This window comes from Polyangiaceae bacterium, from assembly GCA_020633235.1.
In the GTDB taxonomy this organism is placed as follows: Bacteria; Myxococcota_A; Polyangia; order Polyangiales; family Polyangiaceae; genus JACKEA01.
Window position 1 is genome coordinate 1714743 of sequence record JACKEA010000001.1, and the last position, 12235, is coordinate 1726977.

The 12235-nt window shown below is 68.3% G+C and carries 9 protein-coding genes; 5 read left to right on the plus strand and 4 right to left on the minus strand.

Going from position 1 to position 12235, the window contains the following annotated elements:
- Window positions 1-49 precede the first annotated feature (49 nt).
- Window positions 50-997, minus strand: a complete 948-nt coding sequence (locus H6717_07510) for a calcium/sodium antiporter (protein MCB9576857.1) — start codon at window positions 995-997, stop codon at window positions 50-52.
- A gap of 114 nt (window positions 998-1111) precedes the next feature.
- Between H6717_07510 and H6717_07515 the strand changes: the two genes are divergently transcribed.
- From H6717_07515 to H6717_07525, 3 genes are all read left to right on the plus strand, one after another.
- A complete protein-coding gene (locus tag H6717_07515; protein MCB9576858.1) occupies window positions 1112-2410 on the plus strand; it encodes a dicarboxylate/amino acid:cation symporter in 1299 nt (432 codons plus the stop codon).
- A 2-nt stretch (window positions 2411-2412) separates the two neighbouring features.
- Window positions 2413-3567: a cardiolipin synthase B gene (locus tag H6717_07520; GenBank protein ID MCB9576859.1), complete on the plus strand. Its 1155-nt coding sequence runs from the start codon at window positions 2413-2415 to the stop codon at window positions 3565-3567.
- A gap of 107 nt (window positions 3568-3674) precedes the next feature.
- Window positions 3675-4820 (plus strand): N-acetyltransferase, encoded by a 1146-nt coding sequence (locus H6717_07525; GenBank protein MCB9576860.1) that lies wholly within the window; start codon window positions 3675-3677, stop codon window positions 4818-4820.
- On the opposite strand, the gene H6717_07530 is transcribed toward H6717_07525, so the two are convergent.
- Together H6717_07530 and H6717_07535 are read right to left on the minus strand one after the other, a co-directional pair.
- Window positions 4801-5469, minus strand: a complete 669-nt coding sequence (locus H6717_07530; GenBank protein MCB9576861.1) for a hypothetical protein — start codon at window positions 5467-5469, stop codon at window positions 4801-4803. The two genes, H6717_07525 and H6717_07530, sit on opposite strands and share 20 nt — an antisense overlap.
- Entirely contained in the window at window positions 5466-6758 is a 1293-nt protein-coding gene (locus tag H6717_07535; GenBank protein MCB9576862.1) for an HD domain-containing protein, read from the minus strand. The genes H6717_07530 and H6717_07535 overlap by 4 nt, the downstream gene beginning before the upstream one ends.
- A 184-nt stretch (window positions 6759-6942) precedes the next feature.
- Between H6717_07535 and H6717_07540 the strand changes: the two genes are divergently transcribed.
- Entirely contained in the window at window positions 6943-9111 is a 2169-nt protein-coding gene (locus H6717_07540; GenBank protein MCB9576863.1) for a hypothetical protein, read from the plus strand.
- A gap of 1086 nt (window positions 9112-10197) precedes the next feature.
- Entirely contained in the window at window positions 10198-10938 is a 741-nt protein-coding gene (locus H6717_07545; protein MCB9576864.1) for a hypothetical protein, read from the plus strand.
- 40 nt (window positions 10939-10978) lie between these two features.
- Here the strand turns inward: H6717_07545 and lysA are convergent, their stop codons facing one another.
- A complete protein-coding gene (gene lysA, locus H6717_07550; GenBank protein ID MCB9576865.1) occupies window positions 10979-12229 on the minus strand; it encodes a diaminopimelate decarboxylase in 1251 nt (416 codons plus the stop codon).
- Window positions 12230-12235: the final 6 nt, after the last annotated feature.

Here is a 12235-nt window from a genome sequence, read left to right on the forward strand (position 1 = left end):
GACGGACGACGAAGGAGTTTCTTACACGAATGGGAGCATTTTTCACGCGTCAGCCCACGCCCGCCACCAGCAGGGCCAGGAAGCTCACGTAGATCGCCAGAAACACCCCGCCCTCCCAGCGCGGAATGCGGCGTTGGGCCCGCATGCTGATCACGCACAGCACCGTGAGCAGACCCACCACCGCGAGGTCCAGCCGCATGGCGGAGAGGTCGCCGGTGATGGGACGAAGCGCGCTCGCCGTTCCCAGGATCAGAAGCACGTTGAAGATGTTCGAGCCCACCACGTTGCCGACGGCGATCTCCGAGTGCCCGCGCATGGCGGCGACCAAGGACGCTGCCAGCTCTGGAAGCGAGGTGCCGACGGCCACCACCGTGAGGCCCACCACACGCTCCGACATGCCGAGCTGAAGCGCCATTCCGACCGCGCCGGTGACGAACACCTTGCCGCCGACGAGCAGCACGCCGAGGCCCAAGAGCGAGAGCAGCGCCAGGCCTATTTTGCTGCCGCCTGCTTCCGGAACGTCCGGGAGCTCTTCGGATTCCGGGCTCGCGCGTCCGGACCACTTCAAGGTGGCAATCGTGAACAGGAGGGCGCCGAGCACGAGCAGGATGCCTTCCCAGCGATGGATCTCTCCACCCATCAGGAACACCGGGATGGCGGCGGTGGCCAAGAGCAGCACCGGCAGCTCGCGACGAAGCAGCGAGCCTTGCACCAGGGGCGGTGCGATGAGCGCGGTGATGCCGAGGATGAGACCGATGTTGGCGATGTTGGAGCCGACCACGTTGCCCAGGGCGATGTCGCTCTTGCCGTCGAGCGCCGCCACGGTGCTCACCGCCAGCTCCGGAGCGCTGGTGCCGTAGCTCACCACCGTGAGCCCCACGACCAGCGGGCTCACCCCCAGCATGCGGGCCAGGCCTGCCGCACCACGGACGAGCCACTCCGCGCCGAAATACAGCGCGACGACCCCCAACACGAGCAGCCCGACGTTAGCAAGCACCTCGGCCCATATCCTGTGAACGCGGCCTCTTGGCAAGTCCCGTGAAGCGAGCGTCAACGGGCCACCGCGTTTTTTCGACACGTGGCAACGGTGACGGGGCTCATCGGGTCACGAATGAACGAGAAAAGCTGTAGGCTCGCGGCGGTGCCGAAGCTCGCTCTTCACTGGCAAATCCTGATTGCGCTGGCCTTGGCGGTGGGCCTGGGCGCGGCGCTGCCAGCGGACGCGGCGCTCTTCGGTGTGAGCCTCGTCAGCGTGCTCGACTTCGTGGGGGCGCTGTTCTTGCGCGCTCTCAAGATGCTGGTGGTCCCGCTGATCGCCGCGTCCATCATCGCCGGCATCGTGTCCGTGGGCGGGACGCCCCACCTCGGCCGGTTGGGGCTCAAGACCACCGCGTACTACGCGGTCACGTCGCTGGTCGCGATCCTCATCGGCCTCACGTTGGTGGACCTGGTCGAGCCCGGATTCGTGGCGGGTCACCCTGCCAAGGACCTGATCGGCCTGTCCGCGGACACGGCGGCCATCACGCAGAAGGTCAGCGGCCGCTCCGGCAAGGACGTGGTCGAGGTGTTCCTTCGGCTGGTCCCGGAGAATGTGATCCAAGACGCCGCCAAGGGCGACATGCTGGGAGTGATCTTCTTCTCCCTGCTGTTCGGCTACTTCCTGACCAAGATCCCGGAGCGCTACGGGCGCGTAGTGGGCGACTTCTGGCAGGGCTTGTACGAGGTGATGCTGCTCATCACCGACTGGGTCATGCGCTTCGCGCCCATCGGCGTGTTCGCGCTGGTCGCGAAGGTAGTGGTCAGTACCGGTTTTTCGGCGTTCCGGCCGCTGATGACGTTCTTCTTCGTGGTCATCGCGGGGCTCTTCGTCCACGCCTTCGTCGCGTTGCCGCTGCTTCTCAGGTTGGTCGCTCGGGTGAACCCCGTGCGTCACTTCAAGGCCGTGGCCCCTGCGCTGTTGATGGCGTTCTCCACCGCTTCGAGCTCTGCCACGCTGCCGTTGACCATGGAGTGCGTGGAGCAGCGCGCCGGCGTTTCCAAGCGCGTTACCAGCTTCACCCTGCCGCTCGGGGCTACCGTCAACATGGACGGCACCGCGCTCTACGAGTGCGCGGCGGCGCTGTTCATCGCCCAGGCGTATGGCCTTCGGCTCGGCTTCGCCGAACAGTTCACGGTGGTGCTCACCGCGCTGCTCACGTCCATCGGTGTGGCCGGCATTCCCGCCGCGAGCCTGGTCGCCATCACGCTGATCCTCACCACCATCGGATTGCCGCTGGAGGCCGTGGGTCTGATCTTGGCGGTGGACCGCGTGCTCGACATGTGTCGCACCGCCGTCAACGTGCTCGGCGACACCACCGCTGCCGTAGTGGTGGGCAGGAGCGAGGGCGACGTGGGGGTTCTCGGAAGCTGAACATGGCGCCGAACCGCCCGCTGTTCCACCGCCCGGATCGCCACTACGTGGCCGGTCACCGGGTGACGCTGCTCAAGAACGGCCGCGAGGCGTACCCCGCGATGCTGTCTGCCATCAACGCGGCACGCCGGCAGGTGCTGCTCGAGATGTACTGGTTCGACTCCGGGCGCATTGGGCGTCGCATTGCGCTCGCCCTCGCCGCGGCAGCTCGCCGCGGCGTGGAGGTGGCGCTGCTGTACGATTCCCTCGGCTCCGTGGAAGCGGAAGGCGAGATGTTCGCTGCGCTCCGGGCCGCCGGCGTCCACGTGGTGGAGTTCAATCCCATCGCGCCCTGGCGTGAGCGTTTCAACCTGGAAAAGCTCTCGCGCCGGGATCACCGAAAGATCCTGGTCGTGGACGGTCAGGTCGGCTTCACCGGCGGCATCAACATCTCCGACCTGTGGCTGCCGGAAGAAGAGGGCGGCGAAGGTTGGCGCGACGACATGGTGCGGGTGGAGGGCCCCGCCGTGGGCGGCTTCGTCGAGATCTTCCGTCGCACCTGGCGCCGCGAGGGTGGCCATCGCCTGAAGCAGCTCGCTCCCGCGCCGAAGGACGTGCCCATGGCGGGCGCCCAGAGCGTGCGGGTGCTGGGCGAAGCCTTTGCGCGTCACCGCCGGGAGATCGTCCGGGCGTACCTGTTTCACATCTACAAGGCGACGGAGCGGGTGTGGATCGCCAACAGCTACTTCGTTCCCGATGGCGTCGTGCTGCGCGCCCTGGTCCGCGCCGCGCGCCGTGGTGTGGACGTGCGCGTGCTGGTGCCTGGTCGCTCCGACGTGCTGGTGGTGCAGCTCGCCAGCCGTGCCATCTACGACAAGCTCTTGGCGGCGGGAGTGCGCCTCTTCGAGTGGCAGGGCAACGTGCTCCACTCCAAGACGGCGGTCATCGACGGCAACTGGAGCACCATCGGCACCTTCAATCTGGACTACCGCTCCTTGCGCTCGAATCTGGAGGTGAACGTCACCATCCTGGACGCCCGCTTTGGGGCGGTCATGGAGCAGTCCTACCTGAGCGATCTCGAAAACAGCATCGAGGTCGCGCCGCGTGCCAAAACCCTGGTCACGTTGCCGGGCCGGATGCTGGAGAACACCCTCTACAGATTTCGCAAGCTCCTTTAGATTGTCGGTCCGCCGCGGAAACGTCGCGTCGTGCCCGCGCCGGACCAACAAAAGAACGAGCTGGGCCTTGCAGCGGGGGAGGCAAGGCCGAAGGATCTGCCGCGACGGTGGAGCTTCGCACCCACGCATCCATTTCCGAAGTCGGCGAGGCCGAGTGGGACGCCCTGCTCCGACCGGAGGACCCGCCGTTCCTGAGCTACGCCTGGCTCCAGACCTTGGAGCAGACGGGGTGCGTGCGACCGGAGCGCGGCTGGGCGCCGCTGCTCTTGACGCTGCACCGGGAAGCGGAGCTCGTGGCGGCGGCGCCGGCCTACGTGAAGGGCAACAGCGAAGGGGAGTTCGTCTTCGATCACGGTTGGGCGCGCTTTGCGGAGGGACGGCTGCACGTCGACTATTACCCGAAGCTCATCGTGGCCGTGCCCTTCACGCCGGCCACCGGCAAGCGCCTGCTCATCCGCGAAGGCGAGGACGAAGACGAGATTGCGGCGGCGTTTGCCCAGGGGCTCCGGCAGTTGGTGGATCACTTCGAGCTGTCGGGAGCGCACGTGCTGTTTCCGCCCGAGTGGCAGGCGGAGCTACTAGAAGAGCACGGCCTCTTTTTGCGGCTCGGTGTGCAGTATCACTGGCGGAATGCGGGCTACGGATGCTTCGACGACTTCCTCGGGCGCTTCAACTCCAAGCGAAGAAACGCCATTCGACGTGAATGCAAGGAGATGGAGAAGCAGGGCACGCGGCTCGAGGTGCTGACGGGGCGGGAGCTCACGTCGGAGCTCGTGGACCACGTGTTCGAGTTCTATCGCAACACCGTGGAGCGCTTCTACTGGGGTCGGCAGTACCTGAACCGCGCGTTCTTTCACGAAATCGTGGCGCGCATGCCGGACGGCATCCACGTGGTGCTGGCGCGGGACGCGGGGTCCGGGCGGCCCATCGGCGGCGCGTTCAACCTGCTGTCCGAGACGGCACTCTACGGTCGCTACTGGGGGGCGACGGAAGAGCGGCCGTTCTTGCACTTCAACGTCTGCTACTACCGCGGCATCGAGGACGCGATCGCGCGGGGGCTGGCGCTGTTCGAGCCGGGAGCGGGGGGCGAGCACAAGCTCAGCCGCGGCTTCGATCCGGCGGCGACCTACAGCGTGCACCACCTCGCGGATTCTCGCCTGGCACTTGCCGTGAAGGACTTCACCGTGCGCGAGGCGCAGGAGATCCGACACTTCCTGGAGCAGGAAGCGAAGGTCAGTCGGCGCCTCGGGTGAGGGGCGTGGACACGAAGCCGTGCCACGTCAGCAGCAAGAGCGTCGCGGTGCGGGGGCCATCGTGGCGTGGGGACGGCTCGGTCCAGCGTGCGATGGCGCGCCCTTCCAACCACAGGCCGTTGGCGCGACCGAAGAGCGGCACGCCGAGGCCGCCGGAGAGCTCGAAGCCGCGTTCGTCTCCCAGCGCACCCACCGGCGGCGCGGCCCAGTACGCACCCAGGCCCAGGGAGATGGAGTCGATGGCGAGATCCACGAAGCCCGGGCCGTCTTCCAAGCCCTGACTCCAGCGTGGAATGAAGGCGGGACGCAGATCCACGCCGAGGGACAGCGCGCGCCTCATTCGCGGATGCTCGCCGCCCACGTCCTCGGCGTAACCGAGGGTGACGCCGGCCATGGAGAAGTAGTGCAGCGACAGGCGACCCGCGGCGCGGGTGCTGTCCCCGTCGATCTCGGCTCCGACGCCGAAGCCCACGTCGAGATCTCCCGAGAAGCGACCGTACACGCCGTCGCCGGACTCGTGCGGTGTATCGCCCACCTCTCCGGGCAAGCGCGACGTCGTGCGATGGCCGGGGTGCCAGCCCTGGGCGTGCGCCGGCGCGGCGGAGAGCGCCAGCGTCAGAGACACGAGAACCCCCAGCTGGCGGATCATTGGCCGAGCGCGCTCTCGATCGCTTCGCGCAGCTCCGGCGCGAAGATGAGGCGCACGCGTTCGAGGCGCTGACCGCGGAGACGCCCGAGCAGGTAGGACACGTCCCCCGGGGGGCGGGGCGTGCCGGTGGGGAAGATGACGGTGAGGGAGCCGTCGTGGTCGTCGAAGGGCAGGTCCGACGCGCAGTCGAGGCCGACGTACACCTCGGGATCGAGCCCCGCGTTCTTGGCGATCTCGCGGGCGCGGGACAGCGCTTCTTCCCGTGCGTCGGGATGGGTGGCGTCGCCGTACAGCTCGTAGGTCTTGAACAGCTTGCGCGTGTACAGGCGCTCGCTCAGATCCGCGAGCACCGGATCCGAGGCCGAGCGCCACGCGTCGATTGCGCTCATCAAGCCGTGATCGTCGAGGGCGAGGTAGTCCCCGAGGGGCGCGTCGTCGTCGTTGGCGAGCTCGGCTACGGCGCGTGGCACTCCCGTGACTCGCGTGCCGTCGATGATGAGCTCGCGCACGCGACCCAGCACGCGCGACAAGAGCCACTCGCTCGCCCGGCTGGCCTTGTGGAAGTACACCTGCTGGAACATGAACAGGCGCGCCAAGATGAACGATTCGATGGCCGGCAGCCCTTTGGGTCCGTCGATGGCGAGGGGCGGCGCCGCTTCCGCGCTGGCGGGGACGCCGAAGCGCAGGCTGCGCAGCAACCAGTCCAGGTCGAAGGAGCCGTAGCCCACGCCAGTGAAGTAGGCGTCCCGCAACAGGTAGTCGCAGCGGTCCACGTCGAAGGTACCGCTCACCGCGCGCGCCAAGAAACCGAGCTCGTGGCGACCGTGCACCAGATCCGCCACCCGGCTGGGCAAAGTCGCATCGAAGCGGCTGAGGACCTGATGCACTTCCGTCGAGGGATCCTCGATGATCCGCGAGGTCCAGGTCTCGTGCCGGGGCCCGTCCGGCATGGCCTCTTCGAACAGGTGCGAGAAGGGCCCGTGACCCACGTCGTGCAAGAGCGCGGCGGCCAGGGCGTCCCGCGCCCGCTCGGTGGTCACGCGCTGCCAGAACGGCAGCTCGTGGTGGATGGCGCGCATGCGTCCGATGAACCGGGTCATCACGAAGGCCGCACCAATGGCGTGGGAGAAGCGCGTGTGGTCCGCGCCCGGGTAGGCCAGGGACGTGAGGCCCAGCTGCCGGATGCGGCGCAAGCGTTGCACTTCACGTGTTTCGAGCAGCGCCGGGACGATGCTCTCTTCCTCCGACTCGAAGGAAACCAAGCCATGAACGGGATCGCGGAGGATCACGCTGCTCGTCTACCGCGCTCTCGGATTGGATGTTGCAATTTCGACCCGGGGTGGGAGGATTTCACACATTGTCCCTGCGCGCCAAATGTGACGGATCCGGGGCGAAGCCCTGGACAGACGACACAATAAGAGTTCTGCTTGGCATTCTAGCGAAGAGTACCGAAAGCACGGGGGACCGTTGACCATGGCAAGCGACACAGCAGACCAGCGCGCGCGAGGAGGACAGAAGGCGCTTCGGCTCGTGGACGTGCTGCGCGCTCTTCCGGCTCGGGAGCTCCGCTCCCTGGTCAGCCGCCTCCGGCTACGTATCGACGAGGCGAAGCGCATCGACGCGCCGTCCCAGGTCGCCCGCGCCCTGGTGGCGTTGCCCGAGGCGCGGGACCCCGGTCAACTCCCGGGCCCCACGCGAGAGCTGCTCTTTCGCATCGCCGAGGCCAAGGGCGTTCTGGTGGTGGAGGGCCTGCCTCCAGCGGTGGAGCCCCTCGTGGCCCGCGGCATCGTGTACGCACGTTCGGCCGGTGGAAACCAGATCGAGCTGCTGCTGCCCATCGCCTTCATAGTGCAGCTCCGTACCTGGGAAGGGGACGACCCTCGGGGTGCCCGGGCGCTCATCTCCGGCAGCACCGCGGAGGTGGCCACGGCCATTGCGTCCCACTACCTGGGCCGCCCGGCGACGCCGCCGCTGTCTCTCTCCTTGGAGCCGGCTTGGGAAGCGCTCCACGACCCCATTCGCCTCGACGAAGAAGTCGACTCCCTCGCGCCCATGGAGCGCAAGCTCCTTCGCGCCATCGAGAAGGTAGGCGGCGAGGTGGACACGGAAGAGCTCCTCGATCTCGAACGCGAGCCGTTGCGGCTGCGCGGCGCCACCGGGGCGACACCGTCGCGTCGCGGCGTCGGCTTCGCGCTCGAGCGCCGTGGCTTCTTGATCCCGGTGCACCCGAACCGGCACGTGATCCCGTCGGAGGTCGCCAGCATCGTTGGCGCCCAACGTCGCGCCGAGCGCGAAGCCCAGCGTCGCGAGATCCGCAGCTACGTGCTGGGAGAAGATCACGCGCCGCGCCGCGCACGCTTCAGCGACGATCCCGTGCCCCTGGTGCTGGCGATGTCGCTGGCCGTGCGCGATCCCGCCATCGAGGTGCGCGCCGGCGTGGGAACGCCGCGTTCCCTCATCAGCAAGCTGGCCACGCGATTCGGCGCGGATGCAGACGCCGTCGCTCTGCTCGCAGCGCTTTCCCGCGCCGTGGGCCTGTGGGACCCGTCGTCCGTGGGTGTGGCGTCGCCCCCCGGCTCCTACCGCGTGGGCGACCTGGGCCGCGTGCTGTTCGAGGCCTGGCGCCGCGGCGGCGCTTGGGACGAAGCGCGGCCGGACGGCGAAGTGCTGCGCATCGCGACCGAGGCGCGCGAGGCGAGCGCCGTCGGCGTGCTCCGCGAAATGGTGATCGACGCCCTCCGCGAGCTGTCCGACGGCCGTTGGGCCCCCTGGGAAGCCGTGGCCGCCTACGTCCGCGCCGACAGCCGCACTCCCGGCCTCGCGCGCTTGCTCGAGCGTTGGGCGTCCCGCGCCGGTGTGGATCCGATGAAGCCCGCCGCCGTCGCGCGTCGCGTCGCCCTGGAGACGCTGCACGTGCTCGGCGTCGTCGATCTCGGAGAGCCGGAAGAGGGCACCGACCCCACGCTGCGCATCACGCCGCGGGGGCGCGCGTTCATCGAAGGCAAGAGCGCCAGCGTGCAGCCGGACAACACCGGCTTCTTGGATACCCAGGTGCTGCGCGTCGGACCGAGCGCCCGCGTGGGCAACGTCCTTGGTGTCGCGCCTTTCGTGGAGATCGGCGCCGTTGCTGGCAGCTTGGACCTCGCCGTCACCGCTCAAGCGACGAGCTTGGCGTTGGCCGCCGGCTACGAGAGCGACGTGATCCGCGCGCGGCTCGAAGCCGTCGCATCACTCCCGGATCCCATCGAGCGCATGCTCACGCAGGCTGCGGCGGTCCTCGGTCGCGCGGAGCTGGTGCAGACGCAGGGCTTCTTGTGGGTGGAGGATCCCGAGCTCCGGGAGCTGCTCCGCACCCGCCGCCAGACCGCAGATCTGTTCATCGATCCGTCGCCGCCCTCGGGCTTGCTGGTGAACCCCGGCGTGGACGTGGAACGCCTCGCTCGCCGCTGCCGCGCCCTCGGCGTGGAGGTCGTGGTCGACGGCGAGGTGTACCGCACTCGCACCATGTCGCCCCCGCCCCGCGGGAGCGGCACTCGCAAGATCGAGTCGAGCAGCTCGCTCAGCGCCGTGCGCAGCAACAAGACCACCGGCACTCGCCGCCGTCGCTCCAGCGCCAGCATGAAAGCCGTCAAGCCTAGGTGATTCGCCGTAGGCGAATCACCTCGGGGATTTTCTACAGACTCCTCCTCTCGACAAACAAGCCGGCGCCCGGCCTCGCCGGGTTCTCCCTCGCCTCTCAATTCCAGGACGTGATCTGATCGTGCCAAGACTGCACCTCGGAGATTCGCCTGGCGGCGAATCCCTCGGGGATTTTCTACACGGCTCCAGGCCGCAACGCCCCGCGACTCCTCCTGTCGACAAACAAGCCGGCGCCCGGCCTCGCCGGGTTCTCCCTCGCCTCTCAATTCCAGGACGTGATCTGATCGTGCCAAGACTGCACCTCGGAGATTCGCCTGGCGGCGAATCCCCTCGGGGATTTTCTACACGGCTCCAGGCCGCAACGCCCCGCGACTCCTCCTGTCGGCAAACAAGCCGGCGCCCGGCCTCGCCGGGTTCTCCCTCGCCTCTCAATTCCAGGACGTGATCTGATCGTGCCAAGACTGCACCTCGGTGATTCGCCTGGCGGCGAATCCCCTCGGGGATTTTCTACACGGCTCCAGGCCGCAACGCCCCGCGACTCCTCCTCTCGACAAACAAGCCGGCGCCCGGCCTCGCCGGGTTCTCCCTCGCCTCTCAATTCCAGGACGTGATCTGATCGCCTGGCGGCAAGACGGCTCCAGGCCGCAACGCCCCGCGGTTCGACAAACAAGCCGGCGCCCGGCCTCGCCGGGTTCTCCCTCGCCTCTCCGATCCCTCGGGATTCTTCTACACGCTCCAGGCCACAAGCGACTCGTCCTGTCGACAAACAAGCCGGCGCCCGGCCTCGCCGGGTTCTCCCTCGCCTCTCAATTCCAGGACGTGATCTGATCGTGCCAAGACCGTCCATGTGGTTCCAGCGAACGGGTCCCTACCCGTTCGCGATCTGACCTGAAGCGTGGTTGGGGATCTGAGCGTGGTTCGGGAGCTGACCTGAAACGTGGTTTGGGAGCTGAGCTGAAGCGTGGTTCGCGATGTGACTTGGAGCGTGGTTGGGCGCTGAACTGAAGCGTGGTTCGCGATTGGAGGGCCGTCCCTTGCTCGGTTCCGGAGTAGGCTTGCGATCACGGGTCGATGAGAGCTCAACGCTGTATGCTGCTGCTGGGCGCGCTCTTGGGGGCGTGTGGCGCGCCGACCGCTGCACCTCGAACGGCGCCATCACCTCCGCCGCACGCGCCCCCCGTGACGCCGCCGCCTCCGGTCAGTGCGGAGCCGGAAGCGAGCGCGCCGCCCGTCGTCAGTGAGCCGGTGGCGGAGCCCGCCGCGCCGCCGGACGAGGAGTACGTCGACCTCTCCGAGTGGCTCACCGCGCGGGGCGTGTCCGAGAAGGAACGGAAGAAGCTGCCGCATGTGTACATGTCGTGTCAGCCGCAAGCCGTGGGGCCCGAGCGCGAGGAGGCGCTCTTGTGCCACGCTTGGGAGTCCGTGGAGCGAGGCAAGGGCACGTCCGTCGTGTTCCGCACACGCTTGCGGGACTCGATCTTCGGCGTGCAGAAGGGTCGCATCGTGGTGATGCTCGACGCCATCGTGGGCGTGACCATCACCGACAAGGAGGACATGGCGCAGCCGAACATCGTCGACCTCGCGCTGGAGGTCGCGCCGGACGGGCTATCCGCGGAGCTCACCGACGGCGCGCCGCCCTTGCGGAGCTGCGACGAAGCCCTCGCCGATCTGGGTGCCCGGGTGAAGACGGCGCAAGTGACGGCGTGGGACCGGTTCGATCTCGATCTGACGAAGCGCGCGTGCGCCCAGCGTGGGCACTATGTCTTCCGCGGCGGACGTTTCGTGCGCGCCGTGGCGACGCCGCCGCGCGGCGGCACCAGCGGACCGTGACGGGGCTCGCGCCGAACCAACATCCAATCGAAAACAGCGGTCAGGCGTCGAGGCGGCGCTGGACCCAGCTGCTCTGAGCGGGGCTCACGTGCAGGACTTTGCCGCCACGCACGAAGACCTCCGCGGGAAGGCCGCGGCCGTTGTACTCGCTGGCCATGGTGAAGCCGTAGGCGCCGGCGTCGCGCACTACCACGTGGCTCGGGAGCGTGGGGCCGAGGGCGTACAGGCCGAAGTCGTCCGCGCTCTCGCACACGGGACCGACGACCTGCCACTCTTCTCCGCCGGGAGCGCGCTCGAGCGGCTCGATGCGATGGCGCGCCTGGTACAGGGCGGGGCGGATGAGATCGTTCATGCCGGCGTCCACCATGCAGAAGCGCCGCGTGCCGCTGTGTTTGCCTTGCACCACGGAAGCGACGAGCACGCCAAAGGGGCCGACCAAAGCGCGACCCGGCTCCACCACCAGGGTGAGATCCGACAGACCGCGCTCGCCGAGGAGCTTCACCGCGGCGCGGGCGAAGGCAGCCGGCGGATCCACCGGCGCACCGCCGTAGTCGATGCCGTAGCCACCGCCGAAGTCCACGAAGCGGAGCGGTGCGCCCGCCGCGCGGCGCTCTTTGGCCACGCGGCACACGACCTCCGCCGACTCGAGGTACGACGCCGGCGTGCGCAGCATGCTGCCCACGTGGGTGGAGATGCCGACGAGGGAAAGATGGTCGGTGTGCTGAGCGATGGCAGAAAAGGCCGCCGGGAGGTCGTTCTGCACGATGCCGAACTTGGCTTCGTCGTGTCCGGTGGCGATGTGCGCGTGGGAATCGATCTCGACGTCCGGGTTCACCCGCACGCTCACGTTGGCCTTCGCCCCCACGGCGCGCGCCCGGGCAGCCACCCGCGCGATCTCCTCCACGCTCTCGAGCTGGATGCCGAGGATGCCGCGGGTGATGGCCAGGTCGAGCTCGTGGTCCTGCTTGGCCACGCCGCTCATCACCACGCGCTCCGGACTGATGCCCGAGGCCAGCGCGACCTGCAGCTCGGCGCCGCTCACGACATCCGCACCGCCACCGGCGGCGGCCACCGTGCGCACCACCGAGCCGGCGGTGTTCGCCTTCACGGCGTACGCCACCACGTGAGCTGCGCTTCCGAAGCCCGCTATCAGCCCGCGCGTGGCCTCGGCGATGCCATCGAGATCGTACAGGTACGCGGGCGTGCTCACCGCCGCTTGGTCCAAGAGCTTGGCGATGGGCGTGCCACCGAGCTCTGCCACCCCGCCTTGGTCGCGTGAAAATCCAGACATGCGGCT